Here is a 26,483-nt window from a genome sequence, read left to right as displayed (position 1 = left end):
GGCCCGGCCCGGCCCCGCTCCCGGATGCGGACCGGCCGCCGCCGTCGTACACCTGCGCGTCAACCGGGCGGCGGGGCGCCGCGGCGGGCGGCCCGTCGCCCCCGAACCGTTCGCCGCCCGCCGCTCCCCGGGCGCACCGGACCGGCCGGGCGCAGGCGGAAACCGCACCCGATCACCCTTACGGGTGAAGTGACCCGGCCGGTGTTGAGTCACACCCGCCCCGAAAGTAACTTCTAGTCCTGCGAACGGGAGTTGCTCGACCGGGGGGGTCGAAAAAGGCGACCGGCCGGAATTCCGCCAGGAATTCGGCGGGCGCCGCCGAGCCTCCCGTGACTTCCGCAGGCCGTTCGGTCGAGTCCACCGCGAAGGGGTGTGGAGCAGATGGGGGCGGACACACCGCCGCGCACGACAGGGGGGCCGGGTCCGGTCGACGACGAGCCGGGTGTGGACGGCACGTCGGTGGAGGTGGCACGGGCGACCGCGACCGGCGGCAGGGCCCGGGGAGGCGGCGGCGACCGGACGGTCGCGGCCGGGGGCCCCTGCCGCACGGTCCGGCCGCCCGGCCGCGAGCCCCGGGGTCGGGCCCGGGACCGTGGCCGGGGTCGGAGGTGGGGTCGGGGGTGGGACGTCGGCGCGGCCTCCCCGGCGGCGGTCGAGGTGCGCTGCGCGGTCGCCTCGGCCGCCGCCGACCGGGGAATTCCGCGTGACGACAATGCGCACGACGGCGCGCGGAAATCGTCCGGGGAATTCGGCACTGCCTGGATCGGCGACGGCGGCGGTGACCGCGGGCAATTCCGGCGGATCGCTGCGGAAATCCGTCCGGCCACCGCCGGAATTCCCGGACCGGCGACCTCCACCGCCCGCCGCCACCGGCCGGGCGGCCGGGCGGGGCACCACCGCGGCGCGATGCTCGGCGACGGCGGCCCGGGCGAGCACCTGCCCGACCGTCGACCACCCCGGGTGGCCGACCCCGTCGAGGGGGCGGGATCGACCACCGGCGGCAGACCGGACCGCTCCCGTCCCCGGGCCCGGCACCCGGCGCGGCGGCTGCTTCGAAGGCGTACGCGGTGTGGGTGACGACGGCCGGACACCTGCGCCCGGCGCAGCGGTGGCCTGCTGGAAGGCCACCGGGACCGGACGTCGAGGGTGGGGTGCGCCCCGGCAGCGGCCTCGTCCCCCGGCCGGGCCACCGGCGCTCCCCCGAGGGGGCACACGTCGAGGTCGACCGAGCCGCGCCGACGGGCCGCGCCGCTCGACCGGCTCACCGGCAGCGGCCTCGTCCCCCGGGCCCACCCCCCGGCCGGGCCGCCCGGCGTACCGGCCCAGGTCCAGGTCCAGGAACGACTGTCCGTTCGGGCTCCGGCTGTCCGTTCGGGCTCCGGCCGACCGGGTCCCGAACCGGCCGAGTGGCCGCGGGCCGGGGCCGGGCCGTTCACGCCCGCCCTGCTCGCCCCGCTGGAACGGGCCCACCGGCGCGGCGTCGCGCTGCGTGACCTCTCCCCCTGCCATGTCCGGGCCGCTCCGGACCGCAGCCCACCCTGACCGGCACCCGCCGCTGCTCCTTCCCGGAGGACCGAGAGCCTCGCCCTGGGCGACCGACCCCGTCGGCCCGCTGCCGAGAGGCCCCCCACGAGCACGCATCCCGCGCCGCGACAGTCCGGCTTCGCCTTCGCCCACGGCGGCCCCGAACGGCAGCCCGCCCCCACGCCCTCCCGAAAGGCCGAGAGTCCCGCCCGGAACCACTGACCGCGCCGGACGGACCCTTGCCGAAAGGCCCCCGATGAGCACGCAGACCACGCACCTCGCGCTGCGACAGTTCGACTTCACCCTCGCCCACGGCGGCCCCGAACGGCAGCCCGCCCCTGACCGGCACCCACCCCTCCCCCCTCCCGGAAGGCCGAGAGTCCCGCCCGGGCCCACCGACCCCGCCGGCCCGCTGCCGAAAGGCCCCCGATGAGCACGCAGACCACGCACCTCGCGCTGCGACGCTTCGGCTTCGCCTTCGCCCACGACGGCTCGCACGCCGCGTGCCTCGCGGCCGGGGCCGACGGCGGCTGGTACGTGGAGAGTTGGCGGCTGCCTGACGACGGGCCCGCCGTGCCGACCGGGTTGCCGTTCGCCCAGGGTCTGCGTGCGCAGGTGGTGGCGCTGTCGGACGGCCGGGTGTTGGTGTGTCGGCCTGCCGGGGAGGGGCACGTGGTGGTGCTGCTGGCGGCCGGGGAGTCGGAGGAAGTGCCGCTGGCGGACGTCCGGTTGCCGGCGCTGCGGATGCTCGCGTTGCCGGGGGCGGCGGTGTCCGGGGCGGGGCCGGTCGCGGTGCTGGTGGGGACGGACGCCCGGCCCGCGACCTCGGTGTGGCTGCTGGCCGCGGACGGGTCCGCGCCGCGGGCGGTCGCGGAGTTTCCGGGGGTGCACGGCGGCGGGGTGTGGCTGGACGCGGCGGGGCGGCTGCTGGCCCTGGACCGGCTGGCCGGGGGCCGGTTGCGGACGGTCGTGCTGGATCTCGAACAGGGCGTCACCACCCCGCTGTTGGAGCTGGGCGAGGACAGCAACGACCGGCTGGTGCTGTTCGACCCGGCGTCGGGTCTCGGGATGCTGCGCAGCGACGCCCCGGGCCGGGACCGGCTCGGCTGGGGGCTGATCGGCGGCGCGGAGCCGGTGCGCTTCCCGGACTGCCTGCACCGGCCGGATCGGCTGCTGCGGCCGGTGGCCACGGCACCGGGGCGGCCGGACGCGGAGCCTCAGGTGGTGCTCCAGGTGGACCACGGCGCGGCGTCCGCGCTGGTGCTGTGGCGGGCGGGCGAGAAGCGGCTGCGTCCGCTGCCGGTGCCGCCGGGGCGGCTGGGCGGGGTCGGGCACTGGTCGGCGGCGGGCCTGCGGATGCCGTACTCGGCGCCGGACCGCCCGGCGGCGCTGGCCACCCTGGACGTGGCGGCGCTGCTGGCCGCCGAGCCGCGCACGGGGAGCGCCCCGATGGCGCTGCCACTGACGCTGGCCCCGCTCAACGGCGGTGCGCCGCAAGCGGGTCCGGGTCCGACGACAGCGCCGGTGCACACGCACGCGCCCGCGCCGACGGCAGCAGGGGCGGGCTGGCGGCTGGACGGGTCGGCCCCGCCCGGGGACGGCGGCCGGTGGCGGTCGGCGCAGTGCCTGGAGCTGGCGGGCCCGGCCGGTCCGATCGAGGCGGTGGTGTACGGCGGCGAGTCCTGGCTGTCCGCGCCCCACCTGGTGCTGGCCCTGCACGGCGGCCCGGCGGACGCCTGGCGGCTGGAGTTCGACCCGGCGCTGCAACGGATGGCGGCGGACGGCCTGGCGGTGCTGGCCCCGAACCAGCGCGGCTCGACGGGGTACGGCCCGCAGTACGCGGCGGCGATCCACGGCGCGTGGGGCGGGCCGGACCTGGAGGACGTGCTGGCCCTGCTGGAGCGCGTCGCCGGGCAGCGGGCGGCGCTGGGCCTGGAGCCGCCGGCCCTGTTCGGGGTGAGCTACGGCGCGTTCCTGGCACTGCTGGCGACGGCGCACGCCCCGGCGGGGTCGGTGGCCCGCTGCGCGGTGGTGGCCCCGTTCCTCTCCGGCCGCCACCTGCTGGCCGAGGCCGGCGCGCCCGTCCGGGCGCTGACCGCCCGGCTCGGCGGCGACCTCGGCGTCGAGGACGCCCGGGGTCCGCGCGACGTCCTGCGGGTGGCCCACCTGCTGCCCGCGCCGCTGCTGGTGGTGCACGGCGACCGGGACGAGGTGGTGCCGGTCGGGCAGTCCCGGCTGCTGCGCCGCGAACTGCTGCGGCTGGGGCGGCTGGAGGGCGCCGACTTCCGCTACGTGGAGGCGGCCGGGGCCGGGCACGAGCTGCTCGCCGAGGAGGGCTCGGCCGTCCTGCACGAGCTGCTGGCGGTCTTCCTGCGCACCGGCCGCCCGGCCTGACGCCGCCCCCGCCGCCGTCGCCGTCACCCTCCCCGTCCCTCGTCCTCACTCCTCCGTCCCGGGCGCTCCGATTTCGCGGTCCGTCGGAGGTTCTCCGCACGGCGGCGGGGTGTTTCGGTAGGCTCCCTATCCGATTCGGCCGTTGCCGTGGCCCCGGACGGGCCCGAGGGCGGCCGGTTGTCCGCTGCCCGGATTCCGTCGGCAGCGTCGAGACCGCAGACCGCGATCCCCGCACGGAGAAGACTGACCTGATGTCCGAGTCCTTCGACGACAGCACCGAGCACGACCACCGCGCACCGGGCGCCGACCAGACCGCCGACGGCGGGGCGCACGGTCGGCACCGGGGCGGCACCGCCAGCGACGACGCCCCGGAGGCGGCCCCGCACGGCCGCCACCGCCGCTGACGGCCGGCCGCAGGAGAGACCACACCGCACCGTCGACGCCCCCGGTTCCCGTCACCGTCCTGACGGGAACCGGGGGCGTCGGCCGTTCGACGGCCGGACGGACGGGAGCGCGGGCGGTCAGTCCGTCAGCAGGACGGTGCGCAGGGCCTCGCCGGCCCGCATCTGGGCGACCGCCTCGTTGACGCGGGCCAGCGGGAGGCGATGGGTGATCATGCCGGCCAGGTCGAGCCGTCCGGCCCGCCAGAGGGTGACGGCCAGGTCGACGGTGCGGCGGACGTCACCGCCGCCGTACAGCGAGGGCAGCAGGCGCTTCTCGTTGAAGAAGAGCTCGCCCATGCTGAACGAGACCCTGTCGTCCTGGGCGCCGGCGCCGATCACCACGACCGCGCCGCCGCGGCGGGCCGCGTCGTACCCGGCCCGGACGGTGGCGGCGCGGCCGACCGCCTCGAAGACGTGGTCGTAGCCGCCGGCGGGCAGCGCGCGGGCGGCGGCCTTGAGCTCCTCGGGGGCGAGTGCCTCGGTGGCGCCGAAGCCGAGGGCCCGTTCGCGGCGGGAGGCGACCGGGTCGACCACGGTGATCCGGGCGGCCCCGCTGATCCGGGCGGCCTGGACGGCGGCGATGCCGACGCCGCCCGCGCCGATCACCGCGACCGTCGAACCGGCCTCCACCCGCGCGGTGTTGACGACCGCGCCGAGGCCGGTGGTGACGCCGCAGCCGATCAGGGCGGCGAGTTCGTACGGCAGGTCGGCGGGGACGGGGATCAGGCTGTCGGCGGCGACGACCAGTTCCTCGGCGAAGGCGCCGGTGCTGTAGAAGCCGTACGCGTCGGTGCCGCCGCCGATCCGGAAGCCCGGGGTGGAGAGCCGCCGGAGCGAGGCGACGCACAGGTGGCTGCGACCGCCCCGGCAGGCGGGGCACCGGCCGCACGGGGGCATCCAGCAGAGCACCACCCGGTCGCCGGGGGCGAGGCCGCTGACGCCCTCGCCGACCTCGACCACCTCCCCGGCGCCCTCGTGGCCGGGCACGAACGGGGCGGGCTGCGGCAGGACGCCGGCCATCGCGGACAGGTCGGAGTGGCAGAGGCTGGCGGCCCGGATCCGGACCCGGACCCGGCCGGGGCCGAAACCGACCGCTTCGACGTCGTCGCGGACGTCCAGGGTGTCCTGTCCGGTCTGCTGCAGGATCGCTGCGCGCACGGGCTGCTCCCGGGGGTCGGCCGCCGCGCGTCGGCGGCGCTTGGGTGGAACGCGTTCTGCCGCGGGCCGTCCCCTGTATAGCGCATCGGCCGCCGTCCGGGGCGGGCGGAAAGCGACTTCCCCCCGGTCAGCCGGGTGTGGCAGGATCCGCCGCCGTGTCCGTCATCGAACCCCCCGCCGCACCCGTCCCCGCTCCCGTCCCCGTCCCCGCGCCCGCGCCCGCGCCCGCCACCGAGCGGTGTCCCGCGTGCGGGGCGCCGGTGGCCGTGCACGAGCGCTTCCCCGCCTGGTGCCCGGCCTGCGAGTGGAACCTGCTGCCGCCCGTCCCGCCCGCCGGGGCCCGGACGGGGCGGGCGCGGCGCCGCGCCGCCCGGGAGGCGCGCCGCACGGAGCGCCGCCGCCAGGACGTCAGGGAGCGGGCCGAGCAGGTGTTCCGGCTGGTCGCGGCGGGCGGCTCCGGCCTGCGGCACGGCGCGTCGGTGGGCGCGTTCCTGCTCGCCGGGGCGGTGCACCTGGTGTCGCTGGCGGTGCTGCTGACGGGGGTGGCGCTGCTGGCCGGGTGGCCGGTGGCGAGTTGGCCGCTGCGGGTGCTGGGCGCGGTCGCGCTGGCGGTGGCGGTCCTGCTGCGTCCGCGGCTGGGGCGGCCGGAGCGCACCGGGGTGCTGGCGCGCGCGGACGCGCCGGTGCTGTACGAACTGGTGGACCGGGTCTCGGCGGAGCTGGGCGCGCCGCGGGTGGACTCGATCGCGGTGACCGACGAGTTCAACGCCGCCTTCGGCACGTACGGCCTGCGCCGGCACCGGCAGTTGCGGATCGGCCTGCCGCTGTGGACGGTGCTGGAGCGGCAGGAGCGGGTCGCGATGCTCGGGCACGAGATCGGGCACGGCGTCAACGGGGACACCCGGCGCGGGCTGTGGACGGGTTCCGCCCTCAACGCGCTGGTCGAGTGGTACCGGCTCACCGTTCCGTCGCGCGACCACGAGGTGAACTCCCACCCGCTGACGGCGGTCGCCTCGGCCGCCGCCAAGCTGCTGCTGGGCGCGGTCAACCTGGGGGTCCGGGCACTGGCCGGGCTGATGCACCGGCTGCACCTGCGCAGCGGGCAGGCCGCGGAGTACCGGGCCGATCTGATGGGGGCGCGGCTCGCCTCGGCCCGGGACGCGCAGGGCGTGCTCACGGCGCTGTTCAACGCGCAGACGCTGGAGACGGTGCTGGTCCGGCAGCGCGCCCTGCCCCGGGCGGGCGGTCGGGCCGGTGGCCGGGCCGGGCGGTCGGCCGCCCCGGTGGCCGACCTGTGGACGGCGCTGGCGGAGGCGGCGCGGTCGGTCCCGGCCACCGAGGTGGAGCGCCGGGTACGGCTGTCCGAGCGGGAGGTGACGGCGACCGACTCCTCGCACCCGCCGACCTACCTGCGGCTGCGGATGCTGGCCACGGCCGCCCCGGCGGTCGACCGGCCGACGCTGGTGCTGGACGCCGGGCGGGCCGCCGCGATCGAGGCCGAGCTGGCCCCGAGCCGGGCCCGGGTCGCCGCCGAGCTGCTCTGACCGTCGCCGGGACGGTCCCTACCATCCAGTAGGGTCCTGGTCAGCCACCCCCGTCCGGCAGGAGCCCCCGATGACCGACCCGACCCCCGCCGTCCCGTCCGCGCAGGTCCTGGCAGCGTTCCGGGCCGCCACCGGCTTCATGCCGGAGGACGAGGGGCTGGCGCTGTACGCGGCGGCGCTCGACGCGGCCGGGCGCACCGGGCTGCCGCTGCTGGAGATCGGCACGTACTGCGGGCGTTCGGCGGTCCTGCTGGCGGACGCCGCCCGCCGGGCCGGGACGGTCGCGCTGACCGTCGACCACCACCGCGGCTCGGAGGAGCAGCAGCCGGGCTGGGAGTACCACGACCCGTCGCTGGTCGACCCGGAGGTCGGCCTGATGGACACCCTGCCGCGCTTCCGCCGCACCCTGCACGCGGCCGGGCTGGAACAGCACGTGATCGCCCTGGTCGGCCGGTCGCCGCAGGTCGCGGCGGTCTGGCGGGGTCCGCTGGGCCTGGTGTTCGTGGACGGCGGCCACACCGACGAGCACGCCACCGGCGACTACGAGGGCTGGGTGCCGCACCTCGCCGCGGACGGCCTGCTGGTGGTGCACGACGTGTTCCCCGACCCGGCGGACGGCGGCCAGGCCCCCTACCGGGTGTACCTGCGGGCGCTCGCGGAGGGCTTCGAGGAGCTGTCGGTGACGGGTTCGCTGCGGGTGCTGCGCCGCCCGGCCGCGACGGCCGGCTGAGACCGCCCCGCCGGGCGGGCCCGGCCCCGTCGCGGCTCGGTTCCGGCTCGGTTCCGGCTCGGTTCCGGCACCGTCGCGGCTCGATTGCGGCTCGGTTCCGGCCCGGTTCCGGCCCGGGATTCCCGGCCCGGGGCGGGAACGATCGCCGCCGCTGCCGCGTCGTCCCCACCGCGACGCGTTGCCGATCCGCCGTGACCAGTCGCACCGGCGGCCGGTACGGTGTCGGCGGCAGACGACGGACGGCCCGTTCGGGGAGCGGCCCGTTTCGGAGCACGGCACCGGCCACCGGTGCCGGACCGGTTCAGTTGGGGGCGAGGGCAGGGCATGACGGAACAGGGCGGTACCGCGAGGGCGGTCTGGGACCCGACCGCGAACAACGGCGCGGGCGGCTGGGTCCGCCGCCCGGTGGCGGACGCCCCGGCCGCGGCGGGCCCGCCCACCACCGCGATCCCGCTGCCGCCGATCCCGGACGGCCCGGTCGCCCCGGCCGCGCCCGTCCCCCCGCCCGCCGCCCAGCAGCCGCAGCAGCCTCCGGCCCAGCAGCAGCCGTCTCAGCAGTCGCAGCCGTCGTTCCCGCAGGCCCGGACGCCCGCGGCCACACCGCAACGGCCGCAGCCGTTCCCGCCCGGCCCGGCGCAGCCCCCGCAACAGCAACAGCAGCCGCCGTTCCCGCCGCAGCCGGGCTTCGACGGCCGGCCCGGCTTCACCCCGCCCCCCGCCGACGGCCCGTCCTACGGCGGCGGCCAGAGCTTCGGTGGCCAGGGCTTCGGCGACCAGGGCTTCGGCGACCAGCCCACCCAGCAGCTGCCCCCGCAACAGCCACCGCCGTTCCCGCCGCAGCCGGGCTTCGACGGTCGGCCCGGCTTCACCCCGCCCACCGGCGGCCCGTCCTACGGCGGGAACCAGCCCTTCGGCGGCCAGCCCCCGCAGCAGTTCGGCACCGGCCCGGGCGGCTACGGCGGCTACCAGCAGCCGGAGTTCGACTACGAGGAGGACCCGCGCCGCCGCCGCACCCCGCTGCTGGTCGGCGCGGCCGCGATGCTGGTGCTGCTGATCGGCGCGGCCGTGGTGTGGGCGGTGCAGAACAGCGACTCGTCCGGGAGCCCGTCCGCGGCGGACAGCAATTCGCCCGTCGTGCAGCCGAGTCCGGGCGGCACGGGAACGGGCGGCGGCCAGGGCGGCTCGCCCTCCGCGTCCGCCGAGGCGTCCGCGTCGGCGTCGGCGTCCGCCTCCGGTTCGCCGTCGGCGGGCCCGCAGGCGCAGGCCCAGGCGCAGGCGCTGGACGCGCTGCTGAGCGAGGGCGAGGAGGCGAAGGCCCCGATCGGCAACGCGGTGGCGAAGGTGCGCAGCTGCCCGGCGAAGGCGGAGGTCGACAGCGCCGCGAAGGTGTTCGACACGGGTGCCGAGCAGCGCGACGCGCTGCTGGCCAAGCTGGCCGCCCTGAAGACCGACGGCCTGCCGGGGGGCGACGCGGCGGTGGCCTCGCTGAAGACCGCCTGGCAGACCTCGGCGGACATCGACCGGGCGTACGCGGCCTGGGCCCGCACCGTCTCCGACAAGGGCTGCGCCAACAACCAGGTGCCCAGCACGGCGGACCTGGCCCGCGCCAACGACCTCAACCCGAAAGCCACCCAGGCCAAGCAGGACTTCGCCGCGAAGTGGAAACCGATCGCCCAGGCGTACGGGCTGACCACCCGTACCGGGGACAGGATCTGAGGAACACGTGACTGGCCGTACCACCCCGCACCACGACGACCCCGGCGAGCAGGAGCCGTACGACCCGTACGGCGCGGGCTCCGCACCGGCGGGCCGCGCCGCCCGCTGGCGGCCGGCCGCGAAGGCGGCGGCCGTGGTGCTGCCGGTCTGCCTGATCGGCTGGCTGGGCTGGCAGGCCGTGGCCAACAGCTCCCGGGACGTCTCCGCGTCCGCCGCCGCCGCGCACTCGCCGGACGGCCGGGCGGGCGGCGCGGCGAACGACCGGGCCGCCGCCGGACCGACCGACGGGGACGGCGGCGCGTCCGAGCGGCCCGCGGCGGCGGACCAGGCGGCCCCGGCGGACCCGTCCCCGGCCCCCTCCCCGTCCCCGGCGGCCTCCGCGAGCGGCCCGGACCGGCCGCTGACCGGCCGGACCGTGCTGCTCGACCCGGGGCACAACCCGGGCAACGCCAAGCACCCCACCGAGATCAACCGCAAGGTGGACATCGGCAACAGCCGCAAGGAGTGCGACACCACCGGCACCGAGACCGACGCCGGGTACCCGGAGGCGGAGTTCACCCTGGACGTGGTGCACCGGGCCCGGCAGATCCTGCAGGACCGGGGCGCGAAGGTGGTGCTCACCCAGGACGGCGAGCGCCCCTGGGGCCCGTGCGTCGACGAACGCGCCGGGATCGGCAACGAGGCGAAGGCGGACGCGGCGGTCTCGGTGCACGCGGACGGCGCGCCGGCCTCCGGCACCGGCTTCCACGTGATCCTGCCCGGCCGGGTGGTCGACGGGGCGGCCGACACCTCCCCGATCGTCGAGCCCTCGCACCGACTGGGCGTGCTGCTGCGCGACGCCTTCCGGGCGGGCACCGGCGAGCCATACTCGAACTACCTCGGCAAGCAGGGCCTGGACACCCGCACCGACCTCGGTGGACTCAACCTGTCGAAGGTACCGAAGGTCTTCATCGAGTGCGGCAACATGCGCAACTCCGGCGACGCCGGACGGATGACCGACCCGCAGTGGCGCCAGCTCGCCGCGCAGGCCCTCGCCGACGCCCTGACCAGCTATCTCACCGGGTGAGCCACCGCGTGCACCCCCCGCCCGACCCCCGCGCCAACCCGTTTTCCGGCGCCCCCGTTCCGTACCGATTCGGTGCGGATCCGGAGGGCGCTGTGCACGCGGCGTCGCGTTGGCTCTAGGCTTTTGCCCCGTCGTACCGTCCCGGTACCACGGGGGCCCGGTCAACCGCCGCCGACCACGACTACACCAATGAGGGGAACGTCAGTGAATCTGCGCGCTCTCACCAGGGGAGACGCCGCCGTCGCCGGTGCGGCCGTATTGCTCCTGATCTCGTCCTTCCTGAAGTACCGAGGCGTCGACTGCGACGGCGGTATCTACTGCGAGAAGAGCCAGTTCAACGCCTGGGACGCGTCCTTCTTCCCCGCGCTCCAGTCGGTCTTCCTGCTCGGCATCATCGGTGCCGTGCTGATCCTGCTCTTCCGCTTCCAGAAGGCGACGCTGGGCAACAAGGAGATCATCGGGCTGCGCCTCGACCAGTGGGGCACCGCGGCGATCGTGATCGCCCTGTGGGGCATCCTGTGGTCCCTGATCGGCGGCCCGGACGGGCTGAAGAACGGCGCGGGCTCCTGGCTCGCCCTGATCGCGCTGCTCGTGATGGCCGGCGCCGTGATCGCCGCCCCGGCGCTGCCCGCCCTGCAGGCCCCGCTGGCCGGCCCGGCCGCGCCGGGCGCCGCCCAGCAGCAGCAGTTCCCGCCCTACGGCGCCCAGCAGCAGGGCGCTCCCGGCGCCTACGGGTACCCGGGCGCCCAGCAGCAGCAGCCGTTCCCCGGTCAGCCGCAGCCCGAGCAGGGCGGCGCCGGCCAGCAGCAGCAGCCGCCGTTCGGCCAAGGCCAGCAGCAGTCGGCCCCGGGCGGCTACGGCTACCCGCAGGCCGCCCAGCAGCAGGCCCCGGCCCCGTCGGCCGCCGCGCAGGCCGTCGCCCCGCTGCCCACCGCGGTGCAGCCGGCCGTGCAGGACCACGTCCCGGCGCAGGCCGCCGCCCCGTTCGCCCCGTTCTGGTTCGCCGTCCCGGCGGTGCGCCAGCTCGGCAACAAGGACAACCCGGCCGCCCCGCCGGTCGGCGAACTCGTCCCCGGCACCTGGTACCTGGCCGTCGACCAGCGCGGCGCCGCCCTGGTCGCCCAGCTGCCGGACGGCACCCACGGCGTCCTGAACGACACCAGCGGCATCCAGCGCGGCTGACCACGAAGCACCCCCCACCGCCGAAGGTCCGCCCCAGGAGGGAACCCCCTCCCCGGGCGGACCTTCGTCATGACCCCCGCCCCCACACCAGGGCACGGGGAACACACCGAGGACGCGGGGAACACCGAGCGCGCGGAGAACACACCGAGCGCGCGAGAAACACACCAGGGGCGCGAGGAACTGCGCGCAGCGGAAGGCACCAACGCCAAAGATCCGCCCCCGCAAGAGAATCCCCTCCCCGGACGGACCCCCCGCAGCACGCGCACCCGTCGAACAGACCCCCGCCGGACGGCCCCCCTCCCCCACCCACCAGGGGCGCGAGGAACCGCGCGCAGCGGAAGACACCAACGCCGAAAGTCCGCCCCAGGAGAGAACCCCCTCCCCGGGCGGACCCCCGCAGCACGCGCACCCGCCGGACGGCCCGACGCCGGAACGCCTAGCAGCAGTCGTTGACCGCCAGCCCCGCCGGCAGGCGCTCGCCGCCGAAGACGCTGACCGTCGCGTCGTCCCCGCCGAGGGCGGCGACGGCGAGCAGCAGGGCGCCGGCGGTCCAGGTGGTGCGTTCCTCGGGCCAGATCGCGCGGTCCTCGTAGACGTAGCCGGTCCAGTAGGAGCCGTCCTCGTGCCGCAGGTGCTGGATCCAGCGGAGGATGTCGACGGCCTGGTCGGACTGCCCGGCGGCCCACAGCGCGAGCGCGAGTTCGGCGCTCTCGCCGCCGGTGACCCAGGGCCGGTCGCTGACGCAGCGCACGCCGAGGCCGGGGACGACGAAGCGGTCCCAGTCGGCGGCGAGCCGGCGGGTGGCGTCCTCGCCGCGCAGGGCGGTGCCGAGGACGGGGTAGTACCAGTCCATCGAGTAGCGGTTCTTGTCGAGGAACCGCTCGGGGTGCCGGGCGATCGCGTGCCGGAGCTGTCCGGCGGCCAGTTCCCAGTCGGGCTGCGGCCGGTCGAGGTGGTCGGCGACGGCGAGTCCGCAGCGCAGGGCGTGCAGGATGGAGCAGGAGCCGGTGAGCAGCGCCTCGGTCGCGGCGGTGCCGTCCTCGTCCTGGCGCCAGGCGATGGCGCCGCCGGGGAGGCTGAGCCGGACGGTGTGGTCGAGGGCGCGGCTGACGGTGGGCCAGATCCGTTCCAGGAAGCGGTCGTCGCCGGTGGACAGGTGGTGGTGCCAGGCGCCGACGGCGACGTACGCGCAGAAGTTGGTCTCGCGGGCGAGGTCGGTGGCGGTGCCGTCGGGGACGCCGGGCTGTCCGTAGGCGTAGGCGGCGTACCAGGAGCCGTCGGGGTTCTGCCGCTCGGCGAGCCACCGGTAGGCGGCTTCGGCGGCGGTGTGTTCGCCGGCGGTGTCGAGGGCCATCGCGGCCTCGGTGTGGTCCCAGGGGTCGAGGTGGCCGCCGTGGAACCAGGGGAGGGCGCCGTCGGGCTGCTGGTGCGCGAGGATCGAGCGGACGGTGTCGGCGGCCTGCGCGGCGTCCAGCACGCCGTCCAGCAGCAGGGCGGCGGGGACGGCGGCGGTCACGCGTCGGCCCCGGCCTCGCGGGGCTTGCTGGCGTAGACGACGAAGGACTTGCCGAGCACCGGGTTGAGCGCCTTCTCGGCGGCCTTGGTGAGGGTGGAGATGACGGGGGTGCCGACGATGTCCCAGACCAGCAGCCGGTGGTAGGCGCGCACCGGCAGGGCCTTGTCGTTGTCGACGCCGACCGCGCACTTGATCCACCAGTACGGGGCGTGCAGGGCGTGCGCGTGGTGGCTGCCGTACGGGGTGAGGCCGGCCTCGCGGACCTTCCCGACCAGTTCGTCGCCCTTGTAGATCCGGATGTGGCCGCCCTCGACCTCGTGGTACTCGTCGGACAGCGCCCAGCAGATCTTCTCCGGCAGGTAGCGGGGCACGGTGACGGCGAGCAGGCCGCCGGGCTTGAGGACCCGGACCATCTCGGCGAGGACGCCCTTGTCGTCGGGGATGTGCTCCATCACCTCGGAGATGATGATCTTGTCGAAGGTGTCGTCGTCGAACGGCAGGTTCAGCGCGTCGCCCTCCATGGCGGTGGCGCTGGCCCCGGCCGGGGCCTCGCCGGCCTGCTCCATGGCGACGAACCACTTGCGGACCTCGGCGATCTCCTCGGCGTTCCGGTCCAGGGCGACCACGTTGGCGCCGCGCCGGTAGCACTCGAACGCGTGCCGGCCACCGCCGCAGCCCAGGTCGAGCACCCGGTCGCCTGGGGCGAGCGGGAAGCGGGAGAAGTCGACGGTCAGCACTGCGGGGCTCCCATTCACGAAGGGGGGTGGTACCAGTGGTACCAGGAGATTGACGGCGCGTCAGCCGACGTAGCGCCAGCCGGGGCCGGAGCGGGCGGCGGCGCCGGCGCCGGTGGCGATCGCGGCCCGGTAGCGCTCGACGGTGAGTTCGGCGGCCCGGCCCCAGGTGAACCGGGTCAGCACCCGCTCGCGCCCGGCGGCGCCGAGCCGTTCGCGCAGGGCGGGGTCGTCCAGCAGCCGGCCGAGTGCGGTGGCCAGCGCGCCCGCGTCGCCGGGCGGCACCGCCAGGCAGGTCTCGCCGTCGGGGCCGGCCACCTCGGGGATGGCGCCGCCGGTGGTGGCGACCAGCGGGGTGGCGGTGGCCATCGCCTCGGCGGCGGGCAGCGAGAAGCCCTCGTAGAGCGAGGGGACGCAGGCGGCCTCGGCGGAGCGGTACAGGTCGACCAGGTCGGCGTCGCTCAGGCCGGTGCGGAACTCGATGTGCCCCTCCAGCCCGAACCGGCGCACCGCCGCGGTGACCGGCCCGGCCTCCTTCTGCGGCTTGCCGACCACCACCAGGTGGGCGTCCCGCTCGGTGCGGACCTTGGCGAGCGCCTCGACCAGGTGCACCAGGCCCTTGAGCGGGACGTCGGCGCTGGAGGTGGCGACGATCCGGCCGGGCACCCGGGCGACCTCGGCGGACGGCGACCAGAGCCGGGTGTCGGCGCCGATCGGGACGACGGCGAGGGCGTCCGGGTCGGTGCCGAGCTGTTCGGCGATCTCGGCCTTCGAGCTCTCCGAGACGGTGATGACGTGCGCCAGCCGGGCGGCGACCCGGCGCTGCATCCGGGTGAAGGCGTACCAGCGGCGCTTGCCGAGCCGCTCCAGCCGGGTGCGGGCCGCGTCGATCTCCAGCCGCCGGTCCACGGTGACCGGGTGGTGCACCGTGGTGACCAGCGGGAAGCCGTGCCGGGCCAGGCCGAGCAGGCCGTAGCCGAGGGTCTGGTTGTCGTGCACCACGTCGTAGCGGCCCCGGTGCCGGGCCAGGAAGGCGCGGGCGCGCAGCGAGAAGGTCAGCGGCTCGGGGAAGCCGCCGGTGCGCATCACCGCGTACTCCAGCAGGTCGACCGGGCCGCGGAACTCGCCGACCGCGGGGGTGCGGAACGGGTCGTCGGCGCGGTACAGGTCGAGGCTGGGCAGTTCGACCAGCCGGACGGTGCCGGGGCCCTCGACCCGGTCGAGCACCGGGTAGGGCTGGGCGCCGATCACGTCGACGTGGTGGCCGAGCCGGGCCAGTTCCCGCGACAGGTGGCGCACGTACACGCCCTGGCCGCCGCAGAACGGGTCGCCGCGGTACGACAGCAGGGCGATCCGCAGCGGCGGCGGCGACACAGCGGTCATCCCCAGTCCCCTTCTTCGCTACTCACCGGGACCGGCGACGGAGAAGGCCGCCGACCGGTAAAGTAGATCACGTTTCACAGCGGTGCGGGCTCGTCGTTGGAGAAAGTGAACAACGAGGGACCTCGAAGATTACCGGCCCGTAGCTTGTCGTCAGGAGCCCCGGCGGGTGATTCGCACCACGCCGCGACCGCTCCCCACGACCGCCGTTCCTGGAGTCCACGTGACCGCCACCGCCGCCGACGGGCCGCTGACGCCGCGCCAGGCCGAGCGGCGCCGGGGCATCCTGCGGGCGGCCACCGCGCTGGCCGCCCGGGGCGGCTACGAGGCGGTGCAGATGCGCGAGGTCGCGGAGGGCGCGCAGGTCGCGCTCGGCACCCTCTACCGGTACTTCCCGTCCAAGGTGCACCTGCTGGTCGCGGTGATGCGCGAGCAGCTGGAACTCCTGCGCGAGCAGGTGCGCCGCCACCCGCCGACCGGTCCGGACCCGGCCTCCCGGGTCGCCGAGGCGCTCACCGCCGCCTTCCGGGCGCTGCAGCGCGAACCCCGGCTGGCCGAGGCCATGGTGCGGGCGCTGTCCTTCGCGGACCGCTCGGTGGGCAGCGAGGTGGACGAGGTCGCCCAGGTGACCACCGCGATCGTGCTGGCGGCCGCCCGGCTGCCCGGACCGCCCACCGCCGAGCAGCAGGCGGCGCTGCGGGTGGTCGGCCACACCTGGCACGCCACCCTGCTGGTGTGGCTGTCCGGGCGGGCCTCGCTGGCCGAGGTGCGGGCCGACCTGCACACGGCCGCCCGGCTGCTGACCCCCGCCGGGCCGGGCCCCGACGCCCCGCCCGCCCCGGCGGAACTGCAACCCGTTCCACCACCTGCCGCCGGGGCGGCGCCGACCGGCGGCTAGAGTCGTGGAGGCGCGGCCCGGCCCGACCGGACCGCCCGACAACTTCATCATCCGCCTCCGAGGCCGGGGGAAGCCGGTGCGATTCCGGTACTGACCCGCAACCGTGAGCCGCCCCCGCCACCGGGGCGCGGCGCAGTCGGACTGCCCGGCCGGAGGCGAGCGGCCCTCCTCCGTCGTGGGTCTACGGGCGGGAACCGGGGTACCACCCGGCCCGCTGCGACCGCTCAGAAAGGCTTCACCCCCATGCTGACCGCTGCCCGCCTGGGCGCCGCCGCGCTGACCGGCGCCCTGCTCGCCGGCACCGCCGCCGCGCCCGCGCTCGCCGACACCGCCTCGCCCGCGCCGTCCTCCGCCACGTCGGACGCCGTCGCGCCGTCCTCCGCCGCGTCGGACGCCGCAGCCCCGGCCGCCTCGGGCTCCGCGTCGGGCTCCGGCTCCGCGTCCGGTACCGGCTCCGCGTCCGGCTCGCCGTCCGCGTCCTCGGGCGTGCCCGCCGGGCTGTACGGCAAGGGCGACCCGCAGTACGACGGGGTGTGGCGGCAGTCGCTGGCGCTGATCGCGCTCCAGCAGGAGAAGGTCGAACCCGCCGACGCCGCCGTGCGCTGGCTGCTCGACCAGCAGTGCGAGGACGGCGGCTGGCCCTCGTACCGGGCCGGCGGCACCCCGTGCACCCCCGCCACCGAGGACACCAACGCCACCTCGCTGGCCGTCCAGGCGCTCACCGCGCTCGGCGGCCACCAGCAGCCCGTCGCCCGCGCCACCGACTGGCTGCGCGCGCACCAGAACCCGGACGGCAGCTGGGCGTACAACCCGGGCTCGCCCGGCGACGCCAACTCCACCGCCGTGGTGCTGAACGGCCTGCTCGCGGCCGGCCTCGACCCGGCCGGGGTCGCCGTCGGCGGCCGCTCCGGCTGGGACGGCCTGGCCTCCTTCCAGCTCGGCTGCGCGGACGCCGCCGACCAGCGCGGCGCGTTCCTGTACCAGCCCGCCGCGGGCGTCCCGGCCGCCGCCGACACCATCGCCTCCGCGCAGTCGCTGCTGGCCGCCGCGGGCGGCCACCTCCCGGTCACCGCCACCGACCGCCGGGACGGCCCGCCCAAGGCCCTGGCCTGCGACGGCGGCCAGGCCGCCGGCCCGGTCGCGCACGCCGACTCCGCCGAGGCCGACGCCGCCTGGCTGACCGGCCGGCTCGCCGCCGGCGGCGGGCACCTGACGGCCACGACGCCCGGCGCGGACACCGCCACCCCCGACTACAACTCCACCGCCTGGACGGTGCTCGGCCTGGTCGCCGCCGGCCACCCCGCCGAGGCCGCCGACGCCGCCGACTGGCTGGCCGGCAACGCCTACCCGTGGGCCGCCCAGGGCAAGAACGGCATCGACCCGGCGGCCACCGCCACCCTGGTGCTGACCGCCCGCGCCGCCAAGCTCGACCCGTACAACTTCGGCGGCGCCAACCTGGTCCAGCTGCTGGCCGACTCCGGCCCCAAGCCGAAGTCCGCCCCCGCGGCCGGCGACCCGCAGGCCACCCGCGCGCCCGGCTCCGCGATCACCGAGCCCGACGAGAACAGCGGCTTCTCGGCCGGCTGGCTGATCGGCGTCGGCCTGCTGGTCGGCGTCGGCGCGGGCCTCCTGCTCAGCCTCAACCGGCGCCGCCACAAGCCCGCCCCGACCGCCGAGGACGCTGCCGCCGAGGGCCCCACCGCCGAGAACACGAGCTCCGAGGACACGGGCTCTAAGGACACGGCCGCCGAGGACGCGGCCACCGAGGAGCACCCGGAGCAGGACCGCCCGGAGCGGGACCGATGACCGGCCGGGCCCCCCGCGTCCGCTTCGCCGTCCTCCTCCTCACCCTCCTCGCCGCGGGCGCGGCGCTGCTCGGCCCGGCCGCCGGGTCCTCCGCCGCCGCCGACTACCGCTACTGGTCGTTCTGGAAGGGCGGTGCCGACGGCTGGGCGTACCAGCAGGTCGGACCGGCCGGGAACGTGCCGGCGGACGGGGCGGTGGACGGCTGGCGGTTCGTGCTGAGCCCGGACGGCGGCCAGGACACGCCCCGGCCCGGCCCGGCCCCCGACTTCGCGGCGATCTGCCGGGACACCGCGCCCAGCGGCGGCCACAAGCGGGTCGCCGTGGTGCTGGACTTCGGCACCGCGCAGGACGCCCCCGGCGGCGAACAGCCGCCCGCCGCCCGCTCCTCGTGCGCCTCGGTGCCGACGGCGGCGAACTCCGCCGAGGTGCTGGCCGCGGTCGCCGCGCCGCTGCGCTACGACTCCGGCGCGCTGCTGTGCGCGATCGCGGACTACCCGCGCGCGGGCTGCGGCGAGCCGGTCGCGGCGGGCGCGGACTCCGGTACCGGCGGCGGCGGTTCGGACGGCGGGGACGGCGGTCCGGCGCTGGGCCTGGTCGCCGGCGCCGGCGCGGTGGTGCTGCTGGGCGCCGGGGCGGTCTGGCAGGCCCGTCGCCGCCGCACCCGCTGAGCATGTCCGTCCACCGTCTGCGCCGCCCGGCCGCCGACCCCGTCGCGGGGGGCGGCCGTCCGGCCGCCGCGCACAGCCGGGCGCTGCCCCGGCAGCTGCACCCGGGCGCGTGGTGGCTGTGGTCGCTGGGCCTGGCGGCGGCGGCCAGCCGGACCACCAACCCGCTGCTCCTGCTGCTGCTCCTGGCGGTGGCGGGCTACGTGGTGGCGGCCCGCCGGGGCGATGCGCCCTGGTCGCGCTCGTACGCGGCGTTCCTGCGCCTGGGCCTGCTGGTGCTGGCCGCCCGGGTGGTGTTCGCGGTGCTGCTGGGCTCCCCGGTCGGCGGCACCCACGTGCTCTTCACGCTGCCGCGACTCCCGTTGCCCGCCTGGGCGCAGGGCGTCCGGCTGGGCGGTGCGGTGACGCTGGAGGGGATGCTGTTCGCGCTGTACGAGGGGCTGCGGCTGGCGGTCCTGCTGGCCTGCGTGGGCGCGGCGAACGCGCTGGCCTCGCCGTCGCGGCTGCTGCGCTCGCTGCCGGGCGCGCTGTACGAGGCGGGGGTGGCGGCGGTGGTGGCGATGACCTTCGCGCCGAACCTGGTCGCGGACGTCCGGCGGCTGCGCGCGGCGCGCCGGCTGCGCGGGCGCTCCGACCGGGGGGTGCGGGCGGTGCTCTCGGTCGGACTGCCGGTGCTGGAGGGCGCGTTGGAGCGTTCGGTGACGCTGGCGGCGGCGATGGACACCCGCGGCTTCGGCCGGACGGCCGACGTCCCGCGGCGGCTGGTGCGCGCCGCCGGGGCGCTGACCCTCGCGGGGCTGCTGGCGGTGTGCTCGGCGACGTACGGGCTGCTCGCCGCGGGCCGTCACCCGTGGGCGCTGCCGGTGCTGCTGGCGGGCGCCGCCGCGGCCGGCGGCGGCCTCGCGCTGGGCGGCCGGCGCTCGGTCCGGACCCGCTACCGGCCCGACCCGTGGGCGCTCCCGGAGTGGCTGACGGCCGCCTCGGGGGCGCTGGTCGCGGCCGTGCTGATCTGGTACGCGGGCCGCTGGCCGCTGGCGCTGTCCCCGAGCGTCGTGCCGCCGGCCGCGCCCGCCCTGCCGCTGCTGCCCGCGCTGGCCGCGCTGGTCGGCCTGCTGCCCGCCTTCGTCACCCCCGAGCCGCCCCGGAGCACCCGGTGACCGCCTCCGGCCGGACCGGCACGCGTCCCGGCGGTGCGCGGCACACCGGCCGCCGGTCCGCCGGCCCGCGCGCCGCCGCACCGGCTCCGGCATCGTCCGGCCGCCGCCCGGACGTCGCCGCGCGACCGCCGTCCCCGTCGCCCGTCCCCGTCTCCCCCGAGCCGCCCCGGAGCACCCGGTGATCACTTTCGAGCAGGTCGGCGTGCAGTACGCCGACGCCACCGCACCGGCCCTGAGCGGCGTCGAACTGACCGTCCCCGAGGGCGAGTTGTGCCTACTGGTCGGGCCGTCCGGGTCCGGCAAGTCGACCCTGCTGGGCACCGTCTCCGGGCTGGTGCCGCACTTCACGGGCGGCACCCTGACCGGCCGGGTCACGGTGGCCGGGCGGGACACCCGGACGCACCGCCCGCGCGACCTCGCCGACGTGGTCGGCAGCGTCGGGCAGGACCCGTCGGCGCACTTCGTCACCGACACCGTCGAGGAGGAACTCGCCTACGGCATGGAGTCGACGGGCCTGGCCCCCGCCGTGATGCGCCGCCGGGTCGAGGAGACGCTCGACCTGCTGGGCCTGGCCGACCTGCGCGGGCGCGCGCTGTCCTCGCTCTCCGGCGGGCAGCGCCAGCGGGTCGCGATCGGCTCGGTGCTGACCGTCCACCCGAAGGTGCTGGTGCTGGACGAACCGACCTCCGCGCTCGACCCGGGCGCCGCCGAGGAGGTGCTGGCCGTCCTCCAGCGCCTGGTGCACGACCTGGGCACCACCGTGCTGCTCTCCGAGCACCGGCTGGAGCGGGTCGTCCAGTACGCCGACCAGGTCCTGCTGCTGCCCGGCCCCGGCGAGCCGCCGGTGCTCGGCGACCCGGCCGCACTGATGGCCCGCTCCCCGGTCCGGCCGCCGGTGGTCGAACTCGGGCTGCTGGCCGGCTGGACGTCGCTGCCGCTCACCGTCCGCGACGCCCGCCGCCGGGCGACCGCCCTGCGCGAACGGCTCGCCGCCCCCGCGCCGCAGCCGCCCGCCGAACCGGCCGCACCCGTCGAACCGGTCGCCACCGTCAGCCGCCTGGTGGTCTCCCGGGGCGCCGTCCCGGCCCTGCGCGGCGTCGAACTCACCCTCGCCGCAGGGCAGATCACCGCCCTGATGGGACGCAACGGCGCCGGCAAGTCCACCCTGCTCGGCACCCTGGTCGGCCTGCACGCCCCCGCCTCCGGCACCGTCCGGGTCGACGGCCGCACCCCGCACCGGACCCGCCCCGAGGACCTGATCCGCTCCGTCGGACTCGTCCCGCAGGACCCGCGCGACCTGCTGTACGCCGAGACCGTCGCCGAGGAGTGCGCCGCCGCCGACCAGGACGCCGGCGCCGAACCCGGCACCTGCCGCGCCCTGCTGGCCACCCTGCTGCCCGGCGTCGCCGACGACCGCCACCCCCGCGACCTCTCCGAGGGCCAGCGCCTCACGCTCGCCCTCGCCGTCGTGCTGACCGCCCGCCCCCCGGTCGTCCTGCTCGACGAACCCACCCGCGGCCTCGACTACGCCGCCAAGGCCCGCCTGGTCACCGTCCTGCGCTCCCTCGCCGACCGGGGCCACGCCGTCCTGCTCGCCACCCACGACGTCGAACTCGCCGCCGAACTCGCCCACCGCACCGCCGTCCTGGCCGAGGGCGAGATCGTCGCCGACGGCCCCACCCCCGACGTCGTGCTCGCCTCCCCCACCTTCGCCCCGCAGACCGCGAAGATCCTCCCGCCCCACCTCACCGTCCCCGACGTCGCCGCCGCCCTGGCCCCGGAACCGCCGCGATGAAGCCACCCGCCAGCCGCACCGCCCCCGGCCCCCTGCTCTCGCGTCCCGTCCCGCTCGGGCGGCGCTCGGTGCTCTTCCTCTCCCTGGTCTCCGCGATCGGCGCGGCCGCCTTCGGCTGGCCGCTGCTCGCCTCCCGCGAGTCCGACCTGGTCGGCCACTCCGCCGACGCGCCCTGGCTGTTCGCGCTGCTGATGCCGCTGCTGCTGGCCGTGCTGGTCGCCCAGCTCTCCGAGGGCCGCGACGCCACCGGCGCGCCCGGCCTGGACGCCAAGGCCGTCGCCATGCTGGGCGTGCTGGCCGCGGCCGGTGCCGCGCTGCGGCCGCTCGGCGCGGGCACCGCCGGGCTGGAGCCGATGTTCTTCCTGATGGTGCTCTCCGGCCGGGCCCTCGGCCCCGGCTTCGGCTTCGTGCTGGGCGCCCTCACCATGTTCGCCTCCGCCCTGCTCACCGGCGGCGTCGGCCCCTGGCTGCCGTTCCAGATGCTCGCCATGGGCTGGGTCTGCCTCGGCGCCGGGCTCCTCCCGGGCGCCGCCCGCCTGCGCGGACGCCCCGAACTCCTGCTGCTCGCCGCCTACGGCACCCTCTCCGCGATCGGCTACGGCACCGTCATGAACCTCCAGGGCTGGCCCTACATCGGCGGCCTGGGCACCTCGATCTCCTTCGTCCCCGGCGACCCGCTCGCCGCCAACCTCACCCGCTTCGCCCTCTACTGCCTCACCACCTCCCTGGGCTGGGACCTCCCCCGCGCCGCCCTCACCGCCGTCCTCTGCCTCACCGTCGGCGGCCCCCTGCTGCGCACCCTCCGCCGCGCCACCCGCCGCGCCGCCTTCCGCTGAGGGAAGGCGGGGCCGGTCTCCCCCGGACCGCCCCCACCGCCCCTCCCACCGCTACGCCTCGGGCCCCGCCTGCTGCACGACCTCGAACGACCACACCTGCGACCCGCTCGCCGCCGGCCGCGGCCGCTCGCCCCCGCCCTGGTGCGCCTCCTTCATCGGCCCCTCCATCCACGCCCGGAACGACTCCTCGTCCCGCCACCGCGTGTACACCAGGTACTGGTCCGTCCCCTCCACCGGCCGCAGCAGCTCGAACCACTCGAACCCGTCCGACCCCTCCACCGCCCCGGCCCGCGAGGCGAACCGCCGCTCCAGCACCTCCCGCTGCTCGGCGGGAACGGTCAGCACATTGATCTTCACGACGCTACCCACAGGACACCCCTCAAGTTGCCCGTCCGACCCGAACGACGGCCGGACCTCGATCACGTACGAGCAGTCTCGTCCATCCGGCACCCGTACCCGCGCACCCGCCCGCGTTCGACGGCGGGCACGGCGGAGGAGGGCGGGGGCGCAGGAGGCGCAGCCGGCGAGGGTGACGGGGGAGCCCGAGGGGCAGGCGGCCGGGGCCCGCGCCGGAGCGGACGGCCGGGGTCGCGCCCCGGGCGGCTCCCGACAGTCGCTGACGATCCACCCAAAACCCGGCAATCCGGGCGGGAAGCCGACCCGGGCCCGGACCTCCCTGTCGTCCCGTGGAATGCTCCTGCATAATCACCCCGTTCGATTCCGACCCGAGGAGGACCGGCCCATGCCGGCAGAGCGCTGCCCCCGCTGCGGTACCGCACGCACGGCCGGCAGTTGCGCGTGCAACGCCGTCTCCCCGGCCGAGGAGACCGCGGTCCTCCCGCACCTGGAGGGCCCGCCGCTGGTGCGGCCGTACGTGGCCGGAGCGGCCGTGGTGGAACCCGGCGACCCGGCGGGCGACCCGTTCGCCACCCGGCCCGTGCCGCCCCCGGTGCAGCCGATCACCGCGGCCCCGCCGCCCTCCGGCCCCCCGGTCGCGGTGCCGCCCAGCGCGGCGCAGCCGCCCGCCGTGCAGCCGATCACCGGCCCGCCGCCGGGTTCCGGCCCGCCGCCGCCCCCGAACCGTCCCCCGCACGTCCCGCAGGCCGCCAGCCCGTTCGGTCCGCCGCAGCCCGCGCCCGTCCCCGTCCAGCCGCCGCAGCAGCCCCGGCCGGACGCCGACGCGACCCAGGTGCTGCCGCCCGTCCCGGCGCAGCAGCCGCCCCGGGCGTCCGGCGCGCCGGGCCGCTTCGTGCCGATCCCGCCGCCGGGAGCGGCCGCCGGTCCGGGCCAGGTGCCCGCGGCCGAGCAGACCATGCCGCTCACCCTGGGCCCGGTCAAGGCGCCCCCGCAGCGGCCCGCGCCGGGCCGGGGCGCCGGGCCGGACGAGACCACCCGGCTGACCCCGGTCGGCGGTCCGGGCGGCCCGAACGGCGACGAGCCGTGGTCCGCCGCGGCCGGTGCCGACCTGGGCATGTTCACCTTCCGCGAGGACGGCGCGGACGGCCCGGTCAGCCGGGCCGACCACCGGGAGCGGCGCCGGCAGAGCGCCGACCGCCGCCGGCTGGTGATCGCGGGCGGCGCGGTCGGGGTGACCGCGCTGGCCGTGAGCCTGGCGATGCTGCTGTCCTCGTCGCCGTCCACGGTCGACAACGCGCTGCCCGCGCCGACGGCCCCGGCAACGGTCTCCTCGGCCGATCCCGCCCCGGCTCCGGCGCCGAGCGAGACCGCGTCCCCGGAGCCGTCCGCGGGGAGCCCTTCGCCGACCCGCACCAAGGCCCGCCCGAGCCAGACGGCGACCAGCAGCGCCCCGGCCGCCGACGCCCCGGCCACCAGCGATCCGGCCCCGCCGGCGGCCGCCCCCAGCCCCTCCCCCAGCACGTCGGCCTCGCGCTCCTCCGCCCAGCCGTCCTCGTCCGCCGCGACCCGGGCGCTGAAGATCGGCGACAGCGGCCCGGAGGTGACGCAGATGCAGCGCCTGCTGATGACGGCGCGCTGCAACCTGATCGGCAACCTCTACGTCGACCAGACCCCCGACGGCCGACCCGGCTTCGGGAACTGGACCCAGTTCGTCCTGACGGACTTCCAGAGCAGCCAGCAGAGGGCGAAGAAGCTCAAGAACTTCCAGCCCGGCGTGTACGACGCCCCGACCCAGGTCGCCCTCCAGGCCGCGGCGAAGACCCCCGACTGCTGACGACCGGCCGGGCCCGGCCCCGCTCGTCCCGGCCCGCCTGGCCCTACTCGTCCCGTCCCGGGCGGGCCGTCAGACCCAGCTCTCGAACCACATCCGGGTGTGCCACTCGGACATCGGAATCAGCTCCCCGGTGTACAGCGGGTAGAAGAACGCGAAGCACCCGAAGACCGCCGCCACGATCAGCCCGGCCCCGGCCGCGCCCCACCGGCGGCGGATCGGCGTACTGCCCTCCGGTCCGAGCATCGCGCCGAGCATCTGCGCGACGGCCAGGCACAGGAAGGGCACCAGCACCACCATGTAGAACGAGAAGACGGTGCGCTGCTGGTACTGGAACCAGGGCAGGTAGACGGCGGCGACGGCCGCCAGGATCGCGCCGGAGCGCCAGTCCCGCCGGAAGAACCAGCGGTAGAGCGCGTAGGCCAGCGCGAAGCAGGCCGTCCACCACAGGAACGGGGTGCCGAGCGCGAGGATCTGGCTGGCGCAGCCGTCGAGGGCGGTGCAGCCGCGCTCGCCGGGCTTCAGCTGCTCCCAGTACATGGACACCGGGCGGCCCTGGACCAGCCAGCTCCACGGGTTGGACTGGTAGGTGTGCGGGGAGGTCAGGTGGGTGTTGAAGTCCCAGATCTGCGCGTGGTAGTGCCACAGGCTGCGCAGCGGGCCGGGCACCCAGCTCCCGGCCCGGCCGTCGGCCCAGTGCCGGTCGTAGCCGCCGCCGGTGGCGAACCAGCCGGTCCAGGACAGCACGTATACCGCCAGGGCGCTGACCGGCAGGGAGAGCGCGGCGGGCCACAGGTCGCGGCGGAGCATCGAGCGCCAGGGGCGGTGGGCGCCGGCGGCGCGGCGGCCGGCCTGGTCCCAGAGCAGGACGAGCAGGGTGAAGACGGCGAGGACGGGCGCGCCGGTCCACTTGACGGAGCAGGCCGCGCCGAGCAGCAGTCCGGCGGCGAGCCGCCAGGGGCGCAGGCCGAACCGGACCTCGTCGGCGGCCAGGCCGCCCTCGGCGCGGGCGGCGCGCAGCAGGTCACGGGTGCGGTCGCGGTCGATCAGCAGGGCGCCGAACGCGGCGAGCACGAAGAACGCGGAGACGCCGTCGAGCAGGCCGACCCGGCTGAGCACGAACTGGAGGCCGTCGACGGACAGCAGCAGTCCGGCGACGCAGCCGATCAGGGTGGAGCGGAACAGCCGGCGGCCGATCCGGGCGACCATCAGCACGCTGAGCGTGCCGAGCAGGGCGACCGCGATCCGCCAGCCGAAGGGGTTCAGGCCCCAGACGTACTCGCCCAGGCCGATGACCCACTTGCCGAGCGGCGGGTGCGCGATGAAGGTGCCGGCCCGGCCGAGCGGGACGATCTGCGGGTCGCCGAGGATCTGCTGGTTGGCGTTGTCCGGCCAGACCGACTCGTAGCCGTCGTGCCACAGCGACCAGGCGTCCTTGGGGTAGTACGTCTCGTCGAAGACGAAGGCGTGCGGGGACTTCAGGTTCCACAGCCGCAGCACCCCGGCGAACACGGCCACCGCCAGCGGGCCCCACCACCGGTACCTGTCCTTCGCCTGCTCCGTCGGCGCGGCGTGCACCGCCTCCTGCTGCCGCCGCTCCATCACCGCCAGCGCCATGCCCTCCCCGTTCGACCGCAGTTGACGACTTGTCCGCAATGTCCGCATCCTAGCCTGCGGCCGCGGACGTCCGCGGGTGCTGCCCAGGGGTGCTCGCAGCATTCTCCACCCTGCCCCCCGCGCGGTTACGGTTG

General features: G+C 77.0%; 20 protein-coding genes and 1 riboswitch. Of the genes, 14 read left to right on the top strand and 6 right to left on the bottom strand.

Going from position 1 to position 26,483, the window contains the following annotated elements; translation table 11 throughout:
• The first annotated feature begins 1,953 nt into the window (after nt 1–1,953).
• Both ACIP60_RS21645 and ACIP60_RS21640 read left to right on the top strand, forming a co-directional pair.
• A complete protein-coding gene (locus tag ACIP60_RS21645; protein ID WP_400686800.1) occupies nt 1,954–3,918 on the top strand; it encodes an alpha/beta hydrolase family protein in 1,965 nt (654 codons plus the stop codon).
• A gap of 251 nt (nt 3,919–4,169) precedes the next feature.
• The gene (locus ACIP60_RS21640; RefSeq protein WP_400686798.1) at nt 4,170–4,322 is read left to right on the top strand and encodes a hypothetical protein; all 153 of its coding nucleotides are present in this window, start codon (nt 4,170–4,172) and stop codon (nt 4,320–4,322) included.
• A gap of 117 nt (nt 4,323–4,439) precedes the next feature.
• Here ACIP60_RS21640 and ACIP60_RS21635 read toward each other — a convergent pair whose 3' ends face one another.
• Nucleotides 4,440–5,519, bottom strand: coding sequence for an alcohol dehydrogenase catalytic domain-containing protein (locus ACIP60_RS21635; protein WP_400686796.1), 1,080 nt, complete (start codon nt 5,517–5,519; stop codon nt 4,440–4,442).
• A gap of 155 nt (nt 5,520–5,674) precedes the next feature.
• On the opposite strand from ACIP60_RS21635, the gene ACIP60_RS21630 reads away from it, so the two are divergent.
• The 5 genes from ACIP60_RS21630 to ACIP60_RS21610 all read left to right on the top strand — a co-directional run bounded on the left by ACIP60_RS21630 (nt 5,675) and on the right by ACIP60_RS21610 (nt 11,757).
• Nucleotides 5,675–7,063 (top strand): M48 family metalloprotease, encoded by a 1,389-nt coding sequence (locus ACIP60_RS21630; protein ID WP_400686794.1) that lies wholly within the window; start codon nt 5,675–5,677, stop codon nt 7,061–7,063.
• 70 nt (nt 7,064–7,133) lie between these two features.
• On the top strand, nt 7,134–7,793 hold the full coding sequence (locus ACIP60_RS21625) for a class I SAM-dependent methyltransferase (RefSeq protein WP_400686792.1): 660 nt from the start codon (nt 7,134–7,136) through the stop codon (nt 7,791–7,793).
• A 324-nt stretch (nt 7,794–8,117) separates the two neighbouring features.
• A complete protein-coding gene (locus ACIP60_RS21620) occupies nt 8,118–9,509 on the top strand; it encodes a hypothetical protein (protein WP_400686790.1) in 1,392 nt (463 codons plus the stop codon).
• A gap of 139 nt (nt 9,510–9,648) precedes the next feature.
• On the top strand, nt 9,649–10,575 hold the full coding sequence (locus ACIP60_RS21615; RefSeq protein WP_400687026.1) for an N-acetylmuramoyl-L-alanine amidase: 927 nt from the start codon (nt 9,649–9,651) through the stop codon (nt 10,573–10,575).
• 204 nt (nt 10,576–10,779) lie between these two features.
• The gene (locus ACIP60_RS21610; protein ID WP_400686788.1) at nt 10,780–11,757 is read left to right on the top strand and encodes a hypothetical protein; all 978 of its coding nucleotides are present in this window, start codon (nt 10,780–10,782) and stop codon (nt 11,755–11,757) included.
• 436 nt (nt 11,758–12,193) lie between these two features.
• Here the strand turns inward: ACIP60_RS21610 and ACIP60_RS21605 are convergent, their stop codons facing one another.
• The 3 genes from ACIP60_RS21605 to ACIP60_RS21595 are packed head-to-tail and all read right to left on the bottom strand — an operon-like array spanning nt 12,194 to nt 15,390.
• Complete coding sequence (locus tag ACIP60_RS21605; RefSeq protein ID WP_400686786.1) at nt 12,194–13,273, bottom strand: prenyltransferase; 1,080 nt, start codon at nt 13,271–13,273, stop codon at nt 12,194–12,196.
• A complete protein-coding gene (locus ACIP60_RS21600) occupies nt 13,270–14,010 on the bottom strand; it encodes a class I SAM-dependent methyltransferase (protein ID WP_400686784.1) in 741 nt (246 codons plus the stop codon). The genes ACIP60_RS21605 and ACIP60_RS21600 overlap by 4 nt, the downstream gene beginning before the upstream one ends.
• Before the next feature lie 60 nt (nt 14,011–14,070).
• Nucleotides 14,071–15,390: a glycosyltransferase family 4 protein gene (locus ACIP60_RS21595; RefSeq protein WP_400686782.1), complete on the bottom strand. Its 1,320-nt coding sequence runs from the start codon at nt 15,388–15,390 to the stop codon at nt 14,071–14,073.
• Nucleotides 15,391–15,610: 220 nt separating this feature from the next.
• Between ACIP60_RS21595 and ACIP60_RS21590 the strand changes: the two genes are divergently transcribed.
• The 6 genes from ACIP60_RS21590 to ACIP60_RS21565 all read left to right on the top strand — a co-directional run bounded on the left by ACIP60_RS21590 (nt 15,611) and on the right by ACIP60_RS21565 (nt 22,544).
• Nucleotides 15,611–16,285, top strand: coding sequence for a TetR family transcriptional regulator (locus ACIP60_RS21590; RefSeq protein ID WP_400686780.1), 675 nt, complete (start codon nt 15,611–15,613; stop codon nt 16,283–16,285).
• 66 nt (nt 16,286–16,351) lie between these two features.
• A riboswitch (cobalamin riboswitch) is annotated at nt 16,352–16,432 on the top strand.
• Nucleotides 16,433–16,528: 96 nt separating this feature from the next.
• Nucleotides 16,529–18,091, top strand: a complete 1,563-nt coding sequence (locus tag ACIP60_RS21585) for a prenyltransferase/squalene oxidase repeat-containing protein (protein ID WP_400686778.1) — start codon at nt 16,529–16,531, stop codon at nt 18,089–18,091.
• Entirely contained in the window at nt 18,088–18,759 is a 672-nt protein-coding gene (locus ACIP60_RS21580; RefSeq protein WP_400686776.1) for an SCO2322 family protein, read from the top strand. The genes ACIP60_RS21585 and ACIP60_RS21580 overlap by 4 nt, the downstream gene beginning before the upstream one ends.
• A gap of 2 nt (nt 18,760–18,761) precedes the next feature.
• A complete protein-coding gene (locus tag ACIP60_RS21575) occupies nt 18,762–19,913 on the top strand; it encodes an energy-coupling factor transporter transmembrane component T (RefSeq protein ID WP_400686774.1) in 1,152 nt (383 codons plus the stop codon).
• 178 nt (nt 19,914–20,091) lie between these two features.
• Nucleotides 20,092–21,708: an ABC transporter ATP-binding protein gene (locus ACIP60_RS21570; RefSeq protein WP_400686772.1), complete on the top strand. Its 1,617-nt coding sequence runs from the start codon at nt 20,092–20,094 to the stop codon at nt 21,706–21,708.
• Nucleotides 21,705–22,544, top strand: a complete 840-nt coding sequence (locus ACIP60_RS21565; protein ID WP_400686770.1) for an ECF transporter S component — start codon at nt 21,705–21,707, stop codon at nt 22,542–22,544. The genes ACIP60_RS21570 and ACIP60_RS21565 overlap by 4 nt, the downstream gene beginning before the upstream one ends.
• Before the next feature lie 51 nt (nt 22,545–22,595).
• Here the strand turns inward: ACIP60_RS21565 and ACIP60_RS21560 are convergent, their stop codons facing one another.
• Nucleotides 22,596–22,913: an antibiotic biosynthesis monooxygenase gene (locus ACIP60_RS21560; protein ID WP_111553581.1), complete on the bottom strand. Its 318-nt coding sequence runs from the start codon at nt 22,911–22,913 to the stop codon at nt 22,596–22,598.
• Nucleotides 22,914–23,286: 373 nt separating this feature from the next.
• Here ACIP60_RS21560 and ACIP60_RS21555 point away from each other — a divergent pair, with 373 nt between their 5' ends.
• On the top strand, nt 23,287–24,735 hold the full coding sequence (locus ACIP60_RS21555) for a hypothetical protein (RefSeq protein ID WP_400686767.1): 1,449 nt from the start codon (nt 23,287–23,289) through the stop codon (nt 24,733–24,735).
• Between the two features lie 69 nt (nt 24,736–24,804).
• On the opposite strand, the gene ACIP60_RS21550 is transcribed toward ACIP60_RS21555, so the two are convergent.
• Nucleotides 24,805–26,397 carry a dolichyl-phosphate-mannose--protein mannosyltransferase gene (locus tag ACIP60_RS21550; RefSeq protein ID WP_400686765.1) on the bottom strand — a complete coding sequence of 531 codons (1,593 nt, stop codon included), beginning with the start codon at nt 26,395–26,397 and terminating at the stop codon, nt 24,805–24,807.
• Between the last annotated feature and the right edge of the window lie 86 nt (nt 26,398–26,483).

It is taken from the genome of Kitasatospora sp. NPDC088783 (assembly GCF_044750705.1).
Classification (GTDB): Bacteria; Actinomycetota; Actinomycetes; order Streptomycetales; family Streptomycetaceae; genus Kitasatospora; species Kitasatospora fiedleri.
This window is presented reverse-complemented; position numbering and strand designations above follow the sequence as displayed.

What these genes read in the sequence shown, in the direction of transcription:
- ACIP60_RS21645 (WP_400686800.1), top strand. Translation starts at nt 1,954, where the DNA reads ATGAGCACGCAGACCACGCACCTCGCGCTGCGACGCTTCGGCTTCGCC.
- ACIP60_RS21640 (WP_400686798.1), top strand. Translation starts at nt 4,170, where the DNA reads ATGTCCGAGTCCTTCGACGACAGCACCGAGCACGACCACCGCGCACCG.
- ACIP60_RS21625 (WP_400686792.1), top strand. Translation starts at nt 7,134, where the DNA reads ATGACCGACCCGACCCCCGCCGTCCCGTCCGCGCAGGTCCTGGCAGCG.
- ACIP60_RS21620 (WP_400686790.1), top strand. Translation starts at nt 8,118, where the DNA reads ATGACGGAACAGGGCGGTACCGCGAGGGCGGTCTGGGACCCGACCGCG.
- ACIP60_RS21595 (WP_400686782.1), bottom strand. Translation starts at nt 15,390, where the DNA reads ATGACCGCTGTGTCGCCGCCGCCGCTGCGGATCGCCCTGCTGTCGTAC.
- ACIP60_RS21585 (WP_400686778.1), top strand. Translation starts at nt 16,529, where the DNA reads ATGCTGACCGCTGCCCGCCTGGGCGCCGCCGCGCTGACCGGCGCCCTG.
- ACIP60_RS21580 (WP_400686776.1), top strand. Translation starts at nt 18,088, where the DNA reads ATGACCGGCCGGGCCCCCCGCGTCCGCTTCGCCGTCCTCCTCCTCACC.
- ACIP60_RS21575 (WP_400686774.1), top strand. Translation starts at nt 18,762, where the DNA reads ATGTCCGTCCACCGTCTGCGCCGCCCGGCCGCCGACCCCGTCGCGGGG.
- ACIP60_RS21565 (WP_400686770.1), top strand. Translation starts at nt 21,705, where the DNA reads ATGAAGCCACCCGCCAGCCGCACCGCCCCCGGCCCCCTGCTCTCGCGT.
- ACIP60_RS21555 (WP_400686767.1), top strand. Translation starts at nt 23,287, where the DNA reads ATGCCGGCAGAGCGCTGCCCCCGCTGCGGTACCGCACGCACGGCCGGC.
- ACIP60_RS21550 (WP_400686765.1), bottom strand. Translation starts at nt 26,397, where the DNA reads ATGCGGACATTGCGGACAAGTCGTCAACTGCGGTCGAACGGGGAGGGC.